This is a genomic window from Nonomuraea sp. B1E8 (assembly GCF_039871515.1).
In the GTDB taxonomy this organism is placed as follows: domain Bacteria; phylum Actinomycetota; class Actinomycetes; order Streptosporangiales; family Streptosporangiaceae; genus Nonomuraea.
Genome location: NZ_JBDPLS010000010.1, coordinates 50,987 through 69,783, shown reverse-complemented (window position 1 = coordinate 69,783; position 18,797 = coordinate 50,987). Strand labels below are relative to the sequence as shown.

Annotated in this window: 16 protein-coding genes; 7 read left to right on the top strand and 9 right to left on the bottom strand. The window is 71.0% G+C overall.

Annotated features, from left to right (window positions below; translation table 11 throughout):
- Positions 1 to 45: 45 nt before the first annotated feature.
- The gene (locus ABGA98_RS29790; RefSeq protein WP_347621725.1) at positions 46 to 840 is read left to right on the top strand and encodes a universal stress protein; all 795 of its coding nucleotides are present in this window, start codon (positions 46 to 48) and stop codon (positions 838 to 840) included.
- On the opposite strand, the gene ABGA98_RS29785 is transcribed toward ABGA98_RS29790, so the two are convergent.
- Complete coding sequence (locus ABGA98_RS29785; protein ID WP_347621724.1) at positions 837 to 1,952, bottom strand: glycosyltransferase; 1,116 nt, start codon at positions 1,950 to 1,952, stop codon at positions 837 to 839. The two genes, ABGA98_RS29790 and ABGA98_RS29785, sit on opposite strands and share 4 nt — an antisense overlap.
- 142 nt (positions 1,953 to 2,094) lie before the next feature.
- Here ABGA98_RS29785 and ABGA98_RS29780 point away from each other — a divergent pair, with 142 nt between their 5' ends.
- Positions 2,095 to 3,294 carry an RNA-guided endonuclease TnpB family protein gene (locus tag ABGA98_RS29780; protein WP_347621723.1) on the top strand — a complete coding sequence of 400 codons (1,200 nt, stop codon included), beginning with the start codon at positions 2,095 to 2,097 and terminating at the stop codon, positions 3,292 to 3,294.
- 14 nt (positions 3,295 to 3,308) lie between these two features.
- Here the strand turns inward: ABGA98_RS29780 and ABGA98_RS29775 are convergent, their stop codons facing one another.
- Together ABGA98_RS29775 and ABGA98_RS29770 are read right to left on the bottom strand one after the other, a co-directional pair.
- The gene (locus ABGA98_RS29775) at positions 3,309 to 4,283 is read right to left on the bottom strand and encodes a glucosyl-3-phosphoglycerate synthase (RefSeq protein ID WP_347621722.1); all 975 of its coding nucleotides are present in this window, start codon (positions 4,281 to 4,283) and stop codon (positions 3,309 to 3,311) included.
- A 24-nt stretch (positions 4,284 to 4,307) separates the two neighbouring features.
- Positions 4,308 to 4,553, bottom strand: coding sequence for a hypothetical protein (locus ABGA98_RS29770; RefSeq protein WP_347621994.1), 246 nt, complete (start codon positions 4,551 to 4,553; stop codon positions 4,308 to 4,310).
- Here ABGA98_RS29770 and ABGA98_RS29765 point away from each other — a divergent pair.
- Positions 4,446 to 5,366, top strand: coding sequence for a Gfo/Idh/MocA family oxidoreductase (locus ABGA98_RS29765; protein ID WP_347621980.1), 921 nt, complete (start codon positions 4,446 to 4,448; stop codon positions 5,364 to 5,366). The two genes, ABGA98_RS29770 and ABGA98_RS29765, sit on opposite strands and share 108 nt — an antisense overlap.
- Positions 5,363 to 6,469, top strand: a complete 1,107-nt coding sequence (locus ABGA98_RS29760; protein ID WP_347621721.1) for a zinc-binding dehydrogenase — start codon at positions 5,363 to 5,365, stop codon at positions 6,467 to 6,469. The genes ABGA98_RS29765 and ABGA98_RS29760 overlap by 4 nt, the downstream gene beginning before the upstream one ends.
- A 1,181-nt stretch (positions 6,470 to 7,650) precedes the next feature.
- On the opposite strand, the gene ABGA98_RS29755 is transcribed toward ABGA98_RS29760, so the two are convergent.
- Both ABGA98_RS29755 and ABGA98_RS29750 read right to left on the bottom strand, forming a co-directional pair.
- Positions 7,651 to 8,436, bottom strand: a complete 786-nt coding sequence (locus ABGA98_RS29755; protein ID WP_347621720.1) for a sugar phosphate isomerase/epimerase family protein — start codon at positions 8,434 to 8,436, stop codon at positions 7,651 to 7,653.
- Entirely contained in the window at positions 8,433 to 9,467 is a 1,035-nt protein-coding gene (locus ABGA98_RS29750; protein ID WP_347621719.1) for a zinc-binding alcohol dehydrogenase, read from the bottom strand. The genes ABGA98_RS29755 and ABGA98_RS29750 overlap by 4 nt, the downstream gene beginning before the upstream one ends.
- A gap of 392 nt (positions 9,468 to 9,859) precedes the next feature.
- Here ABGA98_RS29750 and ABGA98_RS29745 point away from each other — a divergent pair, with 392 nt between their 5' ends.
- A complete protein-coding gene (locus tag ABGA98_RS29745; RefSeq protein ID WP_347621718.1) occupies positions 9,860 to 11,032 on the top strand; it encodes an ROK family transcriptional regulator in 1,173 nt (390 codons plus the stop codon).
- 4 nt (positions 11,033 to 11,036) lie between these two features.
- Here ABGA98_RS29745 and ABGA98_RS29740 read toward each other — a convergent pair whose 3' ends face one another.
- Positions 11,037 to 11,786 carry a helical backbone metal receptor gene (locus ABGA98_RS29740; protein WP_347621717.1) on the bottom strand — a complete coding sequence of 250 codons (750 nt, stop codon included), beginning with the start codon at positions 11,784 to 11,786 and terminating at the stop codon, positions 11,037 to 11,039.
- Positions 11,787 to 11,853: 67 nt separating this feature from the next.
- On the opposite strand from ABGA98_RS29740, the gene ABGA98_RS29735 reads away from it, so the two are divergent.
- Positions 11,854 to 12,765: a TIGR03619 family F420-dependent LLM class oxidoreductase gene (locus ABGA98_RS29735; protein ID WP_347621716.1), complete on the top strand. Its 912-nt coding sequence runs from the start codon at positions 11,854 to 11,856 to the stop codon at positions 12,763 to 12,765.
- Here ABGA98_RS29735 and tpx read toward each other — a convergent pair.
- Together tpx and icmF are read right to left on the bottom strand one after the other, a co-directional pair.
- Positions 12,735 to 13,235 (bottom strand): thiol peroxidase, encoded by a 501-nt coding sequence (gene tpx / locus ABGA98_RS29730; RefSeq protein ID WP_347621715.1) that lies wholly within the window; start codon positions 13,233 to 13,235, stop codon positions 12,735 to 12,737. The two genes, ABGA98_RS29735 and tpx, sit on opposite strands and share 31 nt — an antisense overlap.
- Before the next feature lie 193 nt (positions 13,236 to 13,428).
- Positions 13,429 to 16,641: a fused isobutyryl-CoA mutase/GTPase IcmF gene (gene icmF, locus ABGA98_RS29725; protein ID WP_347621714.1), complete on the bottom strand. Its 3,213-nt coding sequence runs from the start codon at positions 16,639 to 16,641 to the stop codon at positions 13,429 to 13,431.
- A gap of 104 nt (positions 16,642 to 16,745) precedes the next feature.
- Between icmF and ABGA98_RS29720 the strand changes: the two genes are divergently transcribed.
- Positions 16,746 to 17,795: a glucose 1-dehydrogenase gene (locus tag ABGA98_RS29720; protein ID WP_347621979.1), complete on the top strand. Its 1,050-nt coding sequence runs from the start codon at positions 16,746 to 16,748 to the stop codon at positions 17,793 to 17,795.
- A gap of 49 nt (positions 17,796 to 17,844) precedes the next feature.
- Here ABGA98_RS29720 and ABGA98_RS29715 read toward each other — a convergent pair whose 3' ends face one another.
- Positions 17,845 to 18,747, bottom strand: a complete 903-nt coding sequence (locus tag ABGA98_RS29715; RefSeq protein ID WP_347621713.1) for a CHAP domain-containing protein — start codon at positions 18,745 to 18,747, stop codon at positions 17,845 to 17,847.
- Positions 18,748 to 18,797 lie beyond the last annotated feature (50 nt).

The following is an 18,797-nucleotide window of genomic DNA, read 5'->3' as shown; positions in this document are numbered from 1 at the left end:
GGGAGCACCGCGTACTCCCTGGTGGGAGCGGGTAGGGAGGCAGTCGTGATCGGTGAGCACGTGATCGTCGGATACACGAACGACGCGGGCGGGCGCGACGCGCTCGCGCTCGGCGCCGCGATCACCCACCTCACCGGCGGCGAGCTCACGGTCGCCACGATCTACCCGCCGGCCAGCCCGGGGCTGGCGGTGGAGGCGCAGGCCAACCTGGCGCACGCGGCGGACGAGCTGGGCGACGCGCAGGCCGAGTACATCACGTTCGAGAGCCGGGGCACGGGTCGCGGGCTGTCGGTGGTGGCCAGCAGGATCAGAAGCGACCTGATCGTGGTCGGCTCGGGGTCGGGCGGCCGGCAGGGCCGCATCACGATCGGCTCCACCTCCAACCACCTGCTCCACCTGTCGTCCGAGGCGGTCATGCTGACGCCCGCCGGGCACGAGCCCGCCGGCGAGCTCGCCCGGCTCACGCTGGCCTACGTGCACCGGCCGCAGTGCGACGAGGCCGTCGAGCGGGTGGCGCAGGCGGCGCTGCGGCTCGGGGTGCCGCTCCGCCTGATCACGCTCGACCTGCGGACGGACGACCAGGGCAGGCTCAGGGACGACCTCGCGCTGGCCGTCCGGCTGGCCTGGGAGACCACGGGCATCGAGGCCGGGTCGGAGGTGGCCGAGGGCCACGACGTGGTCGCCGCGATGGAAGACGTCGCCTGGCTGCCGGGCGAGCTGCTGGTCTGCGCGGCCAGCGAGGACGCGCAGCCGCACCGGGTGTTCCTCGGCGAGCTGGCCATGAAGGTGCTGCAGGCCGCCCCCTGCCCCGTCACCGTGCTCCCCCGCGGCTTCTCCTAGGGGCGCGTGACCTGCTCGTACAGCTCCAGGTAGCGCTCGGCCATGACGGACGGGGAGAAGCGGCGGCGGGCCTCGCGGCGGCACTCCTCCGGGTCCAGCTCGTCCACCCGCAGGACCCACTCGGCCAGTTCCTCCTCTGTGTCGGCCAGGAAGCCCGTACGGCCGTGGTCGATGATCTCCGGCAGGCAGCCGCGGCGCAGCCCCACCGGCGGCACCCCGAGCGCCAGCGCCTCGACGACGGCCGTGCCGCCGGGTTCGTCCCACTGGAGGGGGAAGAGGGCGGCCCTGGCGGAGGCGTACAGGTGGTCCCTGGCCTGGCCGCCCACCGCGCCGACCCACCGGACCAGCTCCTCGTCGAGATAGCCGGACACCTGGTCGAGGTGGTAGCGCACGTCCGGGTGGTGGTGCAGCGGGTGGTCCGGGTTCTGGGCCACCACGTCCAGCTCGGCCGCGGAGCCACGGCCGCACACCGGGCCGGCCAGCACCAGCGGCAGCCCGAGCTTCTGGCAGATCCTGGCCGCCACGTGCTGGCCCTTGAGCCCGCAGATGCGGCCCATGACGATCAGGTGCTCGCCGCGTTCGGCCCGCACGTCGCCGTCGGCGAGCGGGGTGGCCAGGTGGATCGCGCCGAGCGAGGCCGCGCGCAGGGCCTCGGGGGCGCGGGCGAGCTGCGACTCGGACACGCCGTTGACCGCGACCGACGGCGGGAACGAGCCGTAGAAGGCCGGATGTTTGCGCAGGTCCCAGTGGAGGGTGTGCAGGACGGGCGGCCCGCCGAACGCGGACAACACCGCGGGCCCCACCACCTCCAGGTGGTCGTGGACGAGGTCGATGTCGTCGCGGGCGCGCAGCTCGGCCACCACCCTGGCCTGGTGCGCGTGGGCGATGCCCATGACCTGGTTGTACGGCTTCTGCAGCTCCGGGAACCGGCCCTCGTCGTAGACGCGGACCAGCTCGTCCACCTCGAGCGTGCTCGATCCCGCGGCGGCCAGGACGACGCTGACGCCGCGCTCACGCAGCGCCGGCACGAGCGTGGCGACGACGTTCTCGATGCCGCCGTATCCAGGGGGCGGAATGGGAAGCCACGGCCCCGCGTTCATGAGGACTTTCATCTCTCGTTCCTTCGCTGGAGACCCCGGGCTTCAGCCCTGGGGAGGAAAGCGAACCGCCGCGTAGCGGCGCACAGGACGTCAGTCCGCCGTCAAGGCAGAAAAGCGTTAAGCAGGCGCGGAGTCGACTGCTAAGATCTTGAGTGTGCGGACGGCGTACAAGTGCCGGGCCTACCCGACCCCCGAACAGGCAGCGGTGCTCAACCGCACGTTCGGCTGTGTGCGCGTGGTGTGGAATCAGACGCTCGCCTGGCGGCACCGCCGCTGGCACACCGAACGGGCATCCACGAACGTGCCGCAGGCCAACGCCTTCCTCACCCAGCTCAAGCGGACCGAGGAGTTCGCCTGGCTGAACGAGGTGTCCTCGGTCCCGCTTCAGCAGGTGCTGCGCACTCAGCAGAAGGCGTTCGCCAACTTCTTCGCCGGACGCGCCCGATATCCGCGCTACAAGTCCCGCACCGGCCGCCAGGGCGCCGAATACACCCGCTCCGGGTTCCGCTACCGCGACGGGCAACTGTTCCTGGCCAAGATGAACACGCGACTGGCGTTCGTGTGGTCGTGGCCGGACATCGACCCGGCCACGATCAACCCGTCCACGGTGACCGTCTCCCGCGACCCGTGCGGACGCTGGTACGTCAGCTTCGCCGCCGAGGCCCACGACCCGGATCAGGCCGCCCCTGCCGGCGGCGTGCTCGGCGTGGACCTGGGGGTCAAGGACTTCGTGGTCACATCCGGCGGCGAGAAGATCGCCAACCCTCGCAGCCTGGCCGAACGAGAACGCAACCTGGCCCGCTACCAACGCCGGATGGCCCGCAAACAGCGCGGCTCGAACAACCGGGCCAAGGCGAAAGCCAAGGTCGCCCGCGCCCACCGCAAGGTCCGCGCGTCCCGGGCGGACTTCCTGCACCGCACCTCGACGCGGCTGGTCCGCGACCACGACGTGATCGTGATCGAAGACCTGGCCGTGAAGAACATGGTCCGCAACCGGAGCCTGGCCAAGGCCATCTCCGACTGCGGCTGGGGCACCTTCCGCCGCATGCTCGAATACAAGACGGCCAAGTACGGACGCCACCTGATCGTCGTGGACCGCTGGTTCCCCAGCTCGAAGACATGCTCCGACTGCGGACACCTGCTTGCAACGCTCTCGCTCTCCACCCGGACGTGGACCTGTCCGGGCTGCGGCACCCTGCAAGACAGGGACGTCAACGCCGCGAAGAACATCCTGGCGGCAGGTCTTGCCGTGTCTGCCTGTGGAGGTGATGTCAGACACTCCGGGTCCGCCCGGGTGCAGTCGCCCACGAAGCAGGAAACCCAACCTGTGAAGGTTGGAATCCCCCGCCTTTAGGCGTGGGGAGGAAGTCAAGCCACATCCTTTTCCAAGACGAGGGAGGCGAGCGGAGGTCGCTCGGCCACGGCCACGTCGACCAGATCGGCCCGCCCTTCGAGCCCGAACTGCAACAGCGTGCGCGCAGGAGGCTCCGGCGCGAGCACGCGGTCCTGCCGTTCCAGGCGGGACCAGGCGGTTTGCAGGATCTGCCCGGCCATGCGGCCGAGCGCGTCGATCGGCTGGTGGGTGTGCGTACGGTGCCCCAGGTCCACCTGGGCCATCGCGTCGAGCCCGACGAGCTGGAGCAGGTCGACGAGGAGCCCGAACTCCACGCCGTACTCGGTGACGAAGGGCACCCGTTCCAGCACCCGGCGCCGCGCGGCGTACTCGCCGCCGAGCGGCTGGGCGAATCCGGCGAGTTCCGGCCAGAACATGTTGAGCAGCGGCCTGGCCACCAGTTCGGTCACGCGGCCGCCGGCACCACGCCGCACGACCCCGTCCTCCCCCGTGTACGGCCGCTCGTAGGCCGCCTTGACGAACTGGATGCCGGGGTCGGTCAGCAGCGGCCCGAGCAGTCCCGTCACGTAGTGCGCGCCGAAACTGCGCAGGTCGGCGTCCACGAACACGACGAGGTCGCCGCGGGAGGCGGCCAGCCCTTTCCACAGCGCCTCCCCCTTGCCGGTCAGCGGCGGCAGGTGGGCGAGCACCTCGTCCTGCGCCACCACCCGGGCGCCCGCCTGGCGTGCGCGCTCGGCGGTCGCGTCGGTGGACCGGGAGTCGACGACGAGGATCTCGTCGACGAGCGGCGTCCGCTCGACGAGGTCGCGGCGGATCGCGGTGACGATGTCCCCGACGGTGCTCTCCTCGTTGCGAGCGGGCAGGACGACGCTCACCGTCGTGTTCCCTTTGGCCGGGATTAATGCGTCGACCGGCCACTCGGCCGCGGTGCTCGAGTGCGGGCCGTACCATTTCTGGACCTTGGACAAGGCGCGCAAATCTGTCTCCATGCCGTCAGCCCCGATCTCATGAGGTCACGGCATCTGCCCGATACAAGCGCCTATGAACATGTTTGTTTGATAGCTGCCTGATGTGGCATATGCGGGATTGTGTCCCCAATGACTCGCATCGGCATCGTAGGCGCCGGAAATGTCGCCGCTCGCCACGCAGACGTGCTGTCCGGATTCCCCGATGTGACGATCGCCGGAATCGCCGACACCGATCTCGACCGGGCGGAGGCCTTGGCGGCGCGGCACGGCGCCCCCGCCTATGGCGGTCATGAGGCCCTGCTCGCAGCCGGCGGTTTGGACGCCGTCTACGTCTGCGTGCCGCCTTTCGCGCACGGAACCCCAGAATTCGATGTTTTGTCGTTTAATCTCCCAATTTTTGTGGAGAAGCCGCTTTCCTTGGATCTCCTCACCGCGGAGAACATCTCCTCAGAAATCGACAGACGATCCTTGCCGTCCGCCGTCGGGCACCACTGGCGTTACCTCGACATCGTCGAGCAGGCGCGCGACCTGCTGGCCGGCCGACCCGTACGCCTCGCGCTCGGCCACTGGCTCGACAAGGTCCCCCCGGTCGGCTGGTGGCTGAAGGCCGGCATGTCCGGCGGCCAGATCGTCGAGCAGGCCGTGCACGTGCTCGACCTGGCCCGCCTCCTGGTGGGCGAGGTGACGATGGTGCACGCCGTACCCTCCGAGAGCGACGGGGCTCCCGGGAACGACGAGGTCGACCGGGCCACTGCGGCGGTGATGCGGTTCGCCGGCGGCGCGGCCGGGCTGCTGGCCACCTCCTGCCTGCTCACCCACAAGCACCGGGTCGGGCTGGAGGTGTGCGCCGAGGGCATCGCCCTGGAGGTCAGCGAGACCCGGCTGCTGGTCGACGGCCGGCGCGTCATCGAGGACGACGGGCAGGCGAAGACGCGGGTCGACCGGGAGTTCGTCAACGCCGTGCGGGGCGGGCAGGCGGATGTGCGGGTGCCGTACCGCGAGGCCCTGCGCACGCATCGCCTCGCCCTCGCCCTGGCCCGCTCGGCCGCCGAGCGCGCTCCCGTGTTCCTCGAACCGAGCACCATCCTTGAGGTGACGCCATGAGCAGCACCCTCGTCAGCATCGAGGCGCCGGGCGAGGTTCGCCTGGTCGAGGAGAAGCTGCCCGACGTGCCTGAGGGCGGGTTCATGGTGGAGACCGTGTACAGCGGCGTGTCCGCCGGCACCGAGCTGACCTACGTCAAGGGCACCAACCCCTACCTGCACTCCAGCTGGGACCCGGCGCTCGGGCTGTTCACGGAGGGCGTGCCGTCGGTGGCCTATCCGGTGCGCGGCATCGGCTACATGCAGGTCGGACGCGTGGTCGAGGCGCGCACCCGGGCGGTGACCGCGGGGACGCTGGTCGCGATGTGTTACGGGCACCGCACCGCGTACGTGGCCGACCCGCTGACCGACAGGTTCGTGCCGGTGCCGGACGACCTGGGCCCGCTGCTCGGCATCTACGTCGCCCACATGGGCCCGATCTGCGCCAACGGCCTGCTGCACGCGGCTCACGACCTGTACGGCCCGGCCGTCAGGGAGCTCGGCGACGGCGTGCGCGGGCGGCGGATCGCGGTGGTGGGCGCCGGCGTGGTCGGGCTGCTGACGGCGAGTTTCGCCCTGTCCTCCGGCGCGGCCGAGGTCGTGGTCGTGGACGAGACCCCGGAGCGGCTGGCGGTCGCGGAGGCGCTCGGCGCGAACGTGCTGGCCGACGGCGACGACCCGGCGGTGGTGCTGAAACGCCGCTGGCGGCACGGCCAGAACGACCGCGGCGCCGACGTGGTGTTCCAGTGCCGCGGTCAGTGCCGGGCGCTGGCCCTGGGGCTCAGGCTGCTGCGCCCGCAGGGCACGCTGGTGGACCTGGCCTTCTACACGCAGGGGGCGCACGAGGTGCGGCTCGGCGAGGAGTTCCACCACAATGGGCTGTCGCTCCGCTGCGCCCAGATCGGCCGGGTGCCGCGCGGCCTGGCACACGCCTGGGACAGGGAACGCCTCTCGCACGAGACGATCCTCCTGCTCAGGGAGCGCGGCCGGCTGCTACAGGACCACGTGATCACAGACGTCGCCGGCTTCGCCGAGGCTCCCCGGCTGCTCTCCGACCTCGCCGCCCGCCGCAGGCAGGCCCTCCAGGCCGTGCTCCGCCACGACGTCGAGGATGAGAGCCGCTGACCAGCTGAAGTCGCGGCAGCCGTGGCCGCGCAGCGTGAACGGGTCGAAGTATTCGCGGAACCCGGCGCTGGACACCGCGCCGATCATCCCTTCGGCGAGCGGCGCCGCCAGGTCGGGGCGGCGGTCCTTGAGGCCCTGCCAGACGAGCCAGGCCAGGTTGATCCAGCTCGGGCCGCGCCAGTAGCGGGCGGTGTCGAACTCGGGTGCGGCCGGCGAGTAGCTGGGCAGCACCCCGTCCTTCAGCGCGAACCGGTCGAGCGCGGTGCCGATCAGCGCGTTGACGATCTCGCGCGGCAGCCCGGGCAGCAGGAGCGGGGTCAGCCCGGCGGCGCTGCTGGAGCGGATCAGGCAGCCCGTCCGCACGTCGCGGGCGTGGAAGAGGCCGTCGTCGTAGAGGTGCTCGACCATGGCTGCGGTCACCGCGGCCGCCTCGCGCTCGTGGGGCGCGGCGTCGAGCCCGCACGCCTCGGCGATCTTGGCGAGGGTGGACTCGGCGACGCCGTACGCGGCGTTGAACAGCGGGTCCTCGACCTGGAACGCGCCGGGGTCGCGGTAGCCGGAGTCACGGTAGGCGCGGGCCAGCGCGACGTACCGCTCGTAGTCGCGGTCGGTGGGCCGCTCGTCGGCGCTGACGGCGTCGAGGTCCCTGCGGACGAAACCGGCGGTGCCCGGCTCGACCGCCTGGAGCGGCAGGTCCCAGGCCGGGCTGTTGTCCATGCCCGACTCCCAGGGATGCACGATCGAGATCAGTCCCTCGGGCGACCGCCTGGCGGCGCGCAGGAACTCCTGCTGCGCCACGAGCCGCGGGTAGATCCGGCGCAGGAACGCAACGTGGGGCTCGGCCAGGTGCGCCTTCCACGCCGCCAGCGCGTGGACCGGCGGCTGGACGAGGCCGGAGGTCGCGGAGCCGGACGGAGCGCGCGAGCCCCAGAATCCAGGGCCGGGGAAGTAGGCGCCGTCGGGCACCGCGGGGTTGAACACGATGTGCGGCACCCTGCCGTCACGCCACTGCGCCCCGAACAACGACAGCAGCTCCACGCGGGCCCTGCGCGGCGACCAGCGGGCGTTGCCGATGGCGACGAAGGCGGAGTCCCAGCTCCACTGGTGCGGGTACAGACGGCGGGAGGGGATCGTGTAGCTGCCGTCCCAGTTGCTCACCAGGACGCGCACGGCCGCGCGGATCACAGGTATTTCCTGATGAAGGCCGCGGTCTGGGGAAGGACGATCTCGGGCTCGCCGCGCAGCCGGCATTCGAGCGCGAGATAGCCGTCGTAGCCGACGGCGTCGAGCGAGGCCAGTTGGGCGCCCCAGTCGATATGGCCGGTGCCCGGCTGGTTCCTGTTGGACTCGCTGATCTGCATGTGCGCGATGTAGGGGGAGGCCTCGGCCAGCGAGCGGCAGGGGTCGTCCTCCTCGATGTTCATGTGGTACGTGTCGCCGACGATCCTGATCGTGTCCATCGAGCAGTAGGAGACCGCCTCGGCCAGGGTGTTGACCATGTGGTTCTCGTAGCGGTTGAGCGGCTCCAGCATGATCAGCACGCCGTTGCGCTGCGCGTGCTCGCCGAGGATGCCGAGCGCCTCGGTCAGCACCTCGCGGTCCTCGGCGGCGCCGCGCGGCGGCTCGAAGGGCGGCAGCCTGCGCGAGAACTGCCCCCAGGAGGCGGGGGTCATGACGCCGATGCCGCCCAGCTCGCCGATCACCGTGAGCTGCGACCTGAGCTGCTGGATGGCGTCCTTGCGCTTGGCCGGGTCGAAGTCGCCGATGAAGTGCGGCATGTCCACGCACACGGTCGGCATGACCACGCCGTCGGCCAGCGCCCGCTTGAGCTCGGTCAGACGGCCCGCGAAGTGGAAATCGCCCTTGCCGCGCAGCTCGATGGCGTCGAACCCGGCGTCGACCGCGAACGCGTACTTCTCCTGCAGCGTGCGGCCGGGAAGAAGCTGCTCCTGTACGGCGAGCTTCACTGTGCCTCCTCAAAGTCGAAGACGAGCTGGAGCACCTCTGACGGGTGCTTGTCGAGCAGGTCGTAGGCCTCGGCGGCCCGCCCGGCGGGGACGACGTGCGTGACGAGGTCACGCGCCTCGACCTCGCCGCGGTGCACGAGCTCCATGAACGTGCGCTGCAGGCGTTCGACGTCCCACCGGTGCGCCAGCCACGAGGCGACGCCGCCGATCTGGGAGGAGACGAGCTGCACCTGGTTGTGGTGGAACTCCTCGCCCAGCCGCAGCCCCATGCCGTCGCCCTGGTAGAAGCCCGCGGCCACGACCCGGCCGCCCTTGCGCACGGTCCTGATCGCCTCCTGCAGGCCCTGGTGGGTGCCGCTGAGCTCGATGGCGGTGTCGGCGCCCTCGACGCGCTTGCGCATGAACTCGGCGACCGATCCCGAAGTGACGTCGAACGTCTCGGCCGCGCCGAACGCCCTGGCCAGTTCGAGCCGGTCGGCGATGGCGTCGGCGGCCACCACCCTGGCGCCGCTCAGCACGGCCAGGCGGGTGGCGAGCAGCCCGATGACGCCCTGGCCGAAGATCGCGATCTGGTCGCCGAGGTGCACGTCGGCGGCATGCACGGCGTTGAGCGCGATGGCCCCGACCCGGGCGAGCACGGCACTCAGCGGGTCGGCGCCGGGCGGCAGCACGTGGCCGACGAGCTTGCCGGCCGGGACGACGGCTTCGGCGCGGTGGCCCCAGATGCCCCAGACGAGGCTGCCGACAGGGGGATCGGCGACGTCGGGCGCCGCCTCCACCACCTCGCCGACCTCCTGGTAGCCCCAGCCGGACAGCGGGTAGGCATGCGTCCGGCCGTCGACGAAGAGCCGGCGCTCGGTGTCCCACTTGCGGCTGAGGTAAGGGTTGGTGCCTCGATAGGCGGTGAGTTCGGTGCCCGCCGAAACCCCGGAGTAGATCGTGCGTACGCGCACGGAGCCCGGCACGAGATCGGCGGGTGGCTCCAGATTGACGCGGACTTGGCCTGGCTCTTCAAAGGTGATGACGCGCATTCCCCACACTTACGCTTTACGATCAAACAAAAGTCAAAGATTTAGTCGTTGTTTGCACACCCTAGTTGCGCTCGTAACAGTCGTAAGTCTACGACTTCGATCTGGAGGTGGCTGATGAAATTGGGGTCTCTGACGACGTGTCTTGCGGAAAGCGACCTTACCGGCATCGCTCGATCAGCGACAGTGCAAGGCTTCGAGGCCCTCGACGTGGCGGGCCCGCGGTCTTCTGATGACCGAAATAACATCAGAGTAGATCGTTTCGCCGACGCCGAATGTGATCGTGTCCGGCGTGTCTTGGCGAAGACCGGACCGACGCTTTCCCCGATCGCCTGCCACGAGAACAATCCGCGCCCTCCGCGAGGGTCGCAGGTGAACGCCCGGCGCCGCGGCCCATGCTGACGGCAGGGCAGATCCTCCAGCTCATCCGCCAGGGCACCTGCCGGACGCGCAGAGAACTGATCGAGCACACCGGCCTGTCCCGCTCGACGATCACCGACCGGGTCGACCGGCTCATCGACGCCGGCTACATCCACGAGCCGGGGGTGGCCGTGTCCGGAGGCGGGCGGCCGCCCTCGGTGCTCGCCGTGGACGCCACCAGGCGGCTGATGCTGGTGGCCGATCTGGGCGCCGCCCACGCCAGGGTGGCGCTGACCGACCTGGCGGCCAGGCCGCTGGCCGAGGAGCGCACCGCGATGCGCATCGAGCTCGGGCCCGAAGCCGTGCTGTCGTGGGTGCGGCAGGCGTTCCAGCGCCTGCTCGACAGGGCCGGGCGGGCGCCGGGCGAGGTGTGCGGGATCGGCCTGGACGTGCCGGGCTCGGTGGACCACGGCACCGGCCGGCTGATCAGGTCGTTCCTGATGCCGGGATGGGACGATCACCCGGTCGGGGAGGCCTTCGGCGCGGCCTACGACGTGCCGGTCATGGTCGAGAACGACGCCGACGCGATGGCGCTGGGCGAATGGTGGTCGACGTGGCGGGACACGAAGTCCCTGGTCCTCGTCAAGGTGTCGACCGGAATAGGCACCGGCATCGTGCTCAACGGGTCGATATATCGCGGCGTTGAGGACGCCGCCGGGAATCTTGGGCATGTGCGGCTGCACGAGACCGACGACCGCGTCTGCACCTGCGGCTCGCGCGGCTGCGTGGCCTCGCTGGCCGGCGGCCACGCCGTGGCCGCCGACCTGGGCCACGGGTCCAGCCGCGACGTCGTCCGCCTCGTCCAGGCGGGCGATCCCGCGGCCATCGCGCGCACCCGGGAGGCCGGGCGCACCCTGGGCCTCGTGCTGGCCACGGCGGTCAGCCTGCTCAACCCGGGCGTGCTGGTGCTGGCCGGCGACATGGCCGACACCAGGGAGCACTACCTGGCGGGCATCAGAGAGGTCGTCCACCGGCGCAGCCTGCCGTACACGACCGCGAACCTGGAGATCGTCACCACGTCGCTGGGCGAGCGGGCGGGCATCGTCGGGATGGCGGTCATCGTCATGCGGCACGTGCTCTCCCCCTCCGCCGTGGACGCCGCGCTCGGCCTCCACGGGCCCGCCGGCCGGGGGCGCACGACGGGCTGACCGGTCAGCCCAGGGCGCGGCGGAGCAGGGCGGGCGCCCGCACGAGCGACGGGCCGTACCACGTGAGCAGGCGGCCGCTGACCAGGGCGCAGGTGAGCCCGGGAAAGGCCTCGGGCCCGTCGGTCTCGGAGAACGCGTACGGCTCGTCCGGCAGCACCACCAGGTCGGGCCCGCACCCGGCCAGCTCGGACAGCGGGATCCTGGGATAGCGCTCGGCGTGGCCCGCGTAGAGGTTGTCCACGCCGAGGTGCCGCAGCACGTCACCGGTGAACGTGTCGCGTCCCACCACCATCCACGGCCGCCGCCAGATCGGCACGATCGCCGTGCGGCGCGGGCCCTCGGCGGGCGCGCGCCACGCCCGCTCCGCCGCGTCCAGCCACCCGGGCCGGCCGGTACGGCACGCGTACGCGAACATCCGGCCCAGGGAGGCGAAGGCCTCGTCCAGGGTCTCGATCCTCGTCACCCAGACGGGGATGCCCGCCGCGCGCAGCGCCTCGATGTCGGGCGGGCGGTTCTCCTCGGCGTTGGCCAGCACCACGTCGGGTCGCAACGATCTGATCGCGTCGAGGTCGGGGTTCTTCGTGCCCCTGACCCTGGCCACGTCGAGATCGGCCGGGTGGGTGCACCAGTCGGTCGCCCCTGCCAGCGCCTCGGGCACGGTGGCCGCCACCGACTCGGTCAGCGACGGCACCAGCGACACGATCCGACGTACGGTCTCCGGAACCCTCACCTGCACACCGGTGTCGTCTTCCACAGCACGAGCCTAAAGCGATACGGACCCGTAGAATCCACGCCATGCGCGACCTGGGCGGAAAGAGCTGATGGACGTCGGGCTGGCCGTGCCGCAATACGGCAGGTTCGCCGCGCTGTCCAGCGTGTTGCGGGTGGCGCGGGAGGCCGAGTCGATGGGGTTCGCCGGCCTGTGGGCGGGCGACCGGCTGCTGACGCCGCTGCGCCCCAAGGACCGCTATCCAGGTGGCGACGGCCGGATCCCCGAGGCGCACCGGGTGTTCCTCGACCCGTTCGCGGTGCTCGCGGTGGCGGCCTCGGCGACCTCCGCCATCCGGCTGGGCACCAGCGCGCTCAACGCCTGCTGGTATCCCCCGGTGGTGCTGGCCCGCTCGCTCACCACGATCGACCATCTCAGCGGCGGCCGGCTGGACGTCGGCCTGGGGCTCGGCTGGTCGTCCGACGAGTACGCCGCCGCCGGCGTGCCCTGGCGGGACCGGGCGAGCCGCTATGACGCCACGCTCGACGCCCTGGAGGCGATCTGGCGCGACGATCCCGTGTCGTTCGAGCACGAGCCGTGGACGATCGTGCCCAGCCATATCGAGCCCAAGCCGGCCCGCCGCCCGCCGATCTACCTGGGCGGTTTCGCCGCACCCGCGCTGCGCCGCATCGGCCGCAGGGCCGACGGCTGGCTGACGGCCTCGCTGCCGATCCCGATGCTCACCGCGATGTGGCGGACGGTGGGCGAGACGGCGGAGCGGGCCGGGCGTGACCCCGGCGCGCTCCGCATGGTGCTGCGGACCAACCCCGAGATCACGGAGACCGGCAGGCCGCCGTGGAGCGGCACGGTCGCCCAGATCTGCGACTATCTCGCCGCCGCGGCGGAGGCCGGGGTCCACGCGGTGATCATCGACCTCCAGCACACCGCCACGGGCGACGAGCACCTACTGGAGCTGGCCGCGGAGTTCATGGCTCACTTGAGAGCGGCCAGCGCACCCTCGTAGTCGGGCTCCTGCGTGATCTCCGGCACCAGCTGGGAGTAGACCACCTTGTTGTCGCCGTCGAGCACGACGACCGCGCGCGCGGCCAGCCCGGCCAGCGGCCCCGACTCCTGCGCGACACCGTAGTCGGCCAGGAACTCGCGGCCCCGCATGAGCGAGAGCGTGGTCACCTTGTCGAGCCCTTCGGAACCGCAGAACCGCTTCTGCGCGAACGGCAGGTCGGCGGAGATGCAGAGCACGGCCACGCCGGGGTGCTCGGCCGCCACCTGGTTGAAGCGGCGCACCGAGGCCGCGCAGACGCCGGTGTCGAGGCTCGGGAAGATGTTGAGCACCTTGGTCTGCCCGCCGAAGTCGGCGAGCGTGCGCTCACTCAGGTCGTCGCCGACCAGGCGGAACGCGGGCGCGCTGTCGCCCGGCTTGGGGAAGGAGCCGCCTACGGTGATGGGGTTGCCCTTGAACGTGACGTCGGACATGAGTGCCTCCTGGTAGCGATGTTCGATTCACTGGATATCAGGTTGTGCCGGAGATCCACGAACCAGGGGGTCAGGCCCACCCGTGGCGGGCGGCGTGCCGGCCGAGTTGCACGCGCGTGCGTACGCCCGCGAGGTCGGGTAAGGTCATCCGCCGGCGAGAACCCGCCCCGAAGGAATCCCGCCAGCGGACCTTTCAGACGTTGCGGCGGTACTGGCCTCCGGCCTCGAACAGCGCCTCGGTGATCTGGCCGAGCGAGCAGGCGCGGGCCGCGTCCATCAGCACCTCGAACGCGTTCTCCTCCGACATCGCCGCCTCACGGAGCCGGGCCAGCTGGGCGGGCGCCTCCGAGCGGTTGCGCTCGTGGAAGGCGCGCAAGCGGTCGAGCTGCGACTGCTTCTCCTCCTCCGTGCCCCTGGCCAGCTCCAGCTTGTGCGGGTCGGAGTCCTCTCCGTGCGCGCCGTTGCGGAAGGTGTTGACGCCGACGATGGGCAACGAGCCGTCGTGCTTGCGCATCTCGTACACCATCGACTCGTCCTGGATCTTGCCGCGCTGGTAGCCGGTCTCCATCGCGCCCAGCACGCCGCCCCGGTCCGACAGGCGCTCGAACTCGCCGAGCACCGCCTCCTCCACCAGGTCGGTGAGCTCGTCGATGATGAACGAACCCTGCAGCGGGTTCTCGTTCCTGGCCAGGCCCCACTCCTTGTTGATGATGAGCTGGATCGCCATGGCCCGGCGCACCGAGTCGGCCGACGGCGTGGTCACGGCCTCGTCGAAGGCGTTGGTGTGCAGGCTGTTGCAGTTGTCGTAGACGGCGATCAGCGCCTGGAGCGTGGTGCGGATGTCGTTGAAGTTCATCTCCTGCGCGTGGAGGGACCGCCCCGAGGTCTGGATGTGGTACTTCAGCTTCTGCGATCGCTCGCCGGCGCCGTACCTCTCCCGCATGGCCACCGCCCAGACGCGGCGGGCCACCCGCCCGAGCACGCTGTACTCGGGATCCATGCCGTTGGAGAAGAAGAAGGACAGGTTGGGGGCGAAGTCGTCGATCTTCATGCCCCTGGCCAGGTACGCCTCCACGTACGTGAAGCCGTTGGCCAGGGTGAAGGCCAGCTGGCTGATGGGGTTGGCCCCGGCTTCGGCGATGTGATAGCCGGAGATCGAGACCGAGTAGAAGTTGCGCACGCCGTTGCGGATGAACCACTCCTGGATGTCGGCCATCATCCGCAGCGAGAACTCCGTGGAGAAGATGCAGGTGTTCTGCCCCTGGTCCTCCTTGAGGATGTCGGCCTGGACGGTGCCCCTGACCGTGGCCAGGGTGCGGGCGCGCAGGTCGGCGTCCTCCTGCTCGCCGGGGTCGCGGCCGTGCTCGGCCCGGAACCGGTCGCGGGCCTGGTCGATGGCGGCGTTGAGGTAGAAGGCCAGGATCGTGGGGGCCGGCCCGTTGATCGTCATGGACACCGACGTGTTGGGCGCCGCCAGGTCGAAGCCGTCGTAGAGCACCTTCATGTCGTCGAGCGTCGCGATGGAGACGCCCGAGGTGCCGACCTTGCCGTAGATGTCGGGCCGCAGGTCGGGGTCGTGGCCGTACAACGTGACCGAGTCGAACGCGGTGGACAGCCGGGTCGCGGGCTGGCCCTCCGACAGCAGCTTGAAGCGCCTGTTGGTGCGGAACGGGTCGCCCTCGCCGGCGAACATCCTGGTCGGATCCTCGTCGGCGCGCTTGAACGGGAACACTCCGGCGGTGAAGGGGAACATGCCCGGCAGGTTCTCGCCGCGCAGGAACCGCAGCAGGTCGCCGTGGTCGGTGTAGCGGGGCAGGGCGACTCTGGGGACGCGGTTGCCGGAGAGCGTCTCGCGCCAGAGCGGGGTGTGGATCTCGCGGTCGCGGATCTTCACCACCAGCTCGTCGGCGGTGTAGCGCTCCTTGACGGCGGGCCAGGCGTCGAGCAGCGCCCGGCTCTCGTCGCTGAGCTCCCGCTCGGCCTGGGCTTCGAGCTCGGCCAGCCGCCCGTCGCCCTCCTCCAGCAGCGACCGTACGGCGGCGAGCTGCTGGCGGCGGCGGGCCACCTCCGCCTGGGCGAGGGTCTCGGCGTGGTACGCGCGGACCGTCTCGGCGATCTCGGCCAGGTAGCGCGCCCTGGCGGGCGGGACGATGGCGGCCGAGGCCCTGGAGGTGCGCTCGGACACCCGGGGCAGCAGCCCGGCGCCGGCGCCGGACAGCAGGAGCGGTTTGAGGTGCTGGTAGAGGGCCGTCACGCCGCTGTCGTTGTAGCGGGCGGCGATGGTGCCGAAGACCGGCATCTCGTCCGGGGACACCCCGAACGCCTCGCGGTTGCGTACGAGCTGGCGGCGCACGTCACGCAGGGCGTCCTCCGCGCCGCGCCGCTCGTACTTGTTGATCACCACGGCCTCGGCGAAGTCGAGCATGTCGATCTTCTCCAGCTGGGAGGCCGCGCCGAATTCGGGCGTCATCACGTAGATGGGCACGTCGACGTGCGGGACGATGCCGGCGTCGCCCTGGCCGATGCCGGGCGTCTCCACGATCACCAGGTCGTGGCCGGCCGCGCGGCAGGCCGTGATCACGTCGTCGAGGCAGGCGGGCACCTCGTTGGCGGCGCCGCGGGTGGCCAGGGAGCGGAAGTAGGTCTGGGGTCCCAGGCTGTTCATCCTGATGCGGTCGCCGAGCAGCGCGCCGCCGCCTCGCCTGCGGGTGGGGTCGATGGCGATGATCGCGATGCGCAGCTTGTCGTCGTTGTCGACGCGGAACCTGCGGACGAGCTCGTCGGTCAGCGAGGACTTCCCCGAGCCGCCCGTGCCCGTGATGCCGAGCACCGGCGCCCTCGCGTCGCCCTCCTTCGACCCCGCGGCCCGCAGGCCCTCCATCAGGTCGGCGGGGGCGCGCCCGGACTCCACGAGCGTGATCGCCCGGGCCAGGGCCGCCTGGTCGCCGGAGACCACGGCCTCCGCCGAGGGCGGGTCGTCCAGCTCGACGTCGCACTCCTCGATCAGCTTGTTGATCATCCCGGGCAGCCCGTAGCGCTGGCCGTCCTCGGGCGAGAAGATGCGGGCGACGCCGCGCGAGTGCAGCAGCTCGATCTCCTCGGGGACGATCACTCCTCCGCCGCCTCCGTACACCCTGACGTGGCCCGCGCCGCGCTCGCGCAGCAGTTCCACCAGGTAGGAGAAGAACTCCACGTGCCCGCCCTGGTACGAGCTGATCGCCACGCCCTGGGCGTCCTCCTGGATGGCGGCCGTGACGATCTCGTCGACCGACCGGTTGTGCCCGAGATGAATGACCTCGGCCCCCTGTGACTGGAGGATGCGTCGCATGATGTTGATCGCCGCGTCATGGCCGTCGAACAGGGCCGCGGCGGTCACGAAACGGACTGGGTGTACCGGGACGTGCACGCCTGTTCACTCCTTCGTGAGGGTGTCACCTCCGAAGATACTAGGACGTCCTACTATTTCCCAAGCCGTCCGGGGTAGGGTCCCCGCAGGAGGGGGTGAGCGTGATGCGTGCACTGACGTTCGCACCGGGCAAACAGGGGACACTCGGCGTCGAGGACCTACCCGAACCCCAGCCCGGCCAGGGCGAGCTGCTCGTCCAAGGGCTGGCCCTGGGCATCTGCGGGACGGACCGCGAACTGGCCGCCGCCGAATACGGCTGGCCGCCGCCGGGCAGGGAACGCCTGGTCATCGGGCACGAGTCGCTGGGCCGGGTGCTCCAGTCGCCCCAAGGATCCGCCTTCTCACCCGGAGACCTGGTGGTGGGCGTGGTACGCCGCCCCGACCCCGTGCCCTGCGGGGCCTGCGAGCGGGGCGAGTTCGACATGTGCCGCAACGGCCGCTACACCGAGCGGGGCATCAAAGACCTCGACGGGTACGCCAGCGAGCGCTGGGTCGTCGAAGCCGGCTACGCCGTGCGCCTCGACCCCTCGCTGGAGAGCGTCGGCATGCTGGTCGAACCCACCTCCGTGGTCGCCAAGGCGTGGGAGCAGATCGAGCGCATCGGGTCGCGGTCCTGGTTCGAGCCACGCACGCTGCTCGTGACCGGCGCGGGGCCGATCGGGCTGCTCGCCGCGCTCCTCGGCCGGCAGCGAGGGCTCGAGGTGCACGTGCTCGACCGCGCCCCCGAAGGGCTCAAGTCCAGCCTGGTGGAGGACCTGGGCGGCACCTACCACTCGGGCACGGGGCTGGAGCCGTTCGCCGACGCGAAGCCGGACATCATCATCGAGTGCACGGGCGTGGGGCAACTCGTCATCGACGCCATGCGCACCACCGCCGCCACGGGCATCGTCTGCCTGTGCGGCCTCACCCCTGGAGGGCGTACGCACCGGGTGGACGCCGGGGTGATCAACCGGGACATCGTGCTGGAGAACGACGTGATCTTCGGCACCGTCAACGGCAACCTGCGCCACTTCAGGGATGCGGCGGCGGCGCTGGCCCAGGCGGACATCGCGTGGCTGGAGCGGTTGATCACCCGGCGGCTGCCGCTGGAGCGCGCCCTGGAGGCCTTCGAGCCGAGCCACGACGTCAAGGCCGTCATCGACTTCCCGTCCTAGCGCCCACCGGGCTCGCGCCGCGCCCCTACCGGTAGGGCGTGCGCGGGGGTCAGGGCCGACCTGGCCGGCGCGCCGTGCCGCTACCGGACGTACGGCGGCCGGCGTCAGCGGGTTCGTACGGACGGCGCCGGGTGGGCGTGGCCTGCCTGGTGCCCTGATGCGCCGGGCCGGCGGGGACGCGGATCCTCGCGGGGCGGGCGGGCTGCTCGGGGGCAGGGTGGCGCTGGGCGGGGCCGGGCTGGGCGGCCCGTGCCTTCTCGCCGGCCATCGGAGATCGCGTACCGGAGGAGGCCTTGGCGGGACGGCGGGTGGTTGGCGCGTTCCAGGGCCAGGTGAAGCGGCGGTGGGTGCCGCGGCGGCGCCCGGTCACGCGCAACGTGAGCACGATCGTGGTGAGCACCATCGCGGCGAGCAGCGCGTGCGGGGTGCCCAAGACGTCCAGCGGCGAGCCGTTGCCCGTCCCCGGTCGCGGCGCGGACACGAACGGCCGCTCGGTCGACCTGATCTCGTCGAGCCGCTCGGCGTTCGCCTTGACTAATCGCGGGACGCCGTAGCCGACGACCTTGTCCGTCTCGCGGGTCTTGCGCTTGAGCCACTCGCGGTCGACGTTGGCCTCGATCGTGTGGATCTTCTTGCCGGCGACGCGCTCCACGACGCCCACATGGTCGACACCCTTGTAACTCTTGCCGCCGCGCCAGTCGAAGAAGACCAGCGCTCCCGGCTCGGGCTTCCGCGTCCACGCGTCCTGCTTGATGAACCAGGCCGCGTGGGAGGGTGTCCACGCGAATTCGCCGACGTATTCGGTGAGGCCGGCCTTGTCCGCGGCCCAGGCGAGGAACATGTCGCACCATGGCGCGTTGCGATACTGGGTGTCTTGGACGCGATCCGCATACCACTGACCGAACTTGGTGACCTGGCCGCTCTTCTCCCTGTAGCCGAGTTCCTGCCGCACCGTCTTCAGTAGCTCGTCCGCGATCGGGTCCAGGGTGACACCTCCCAGAT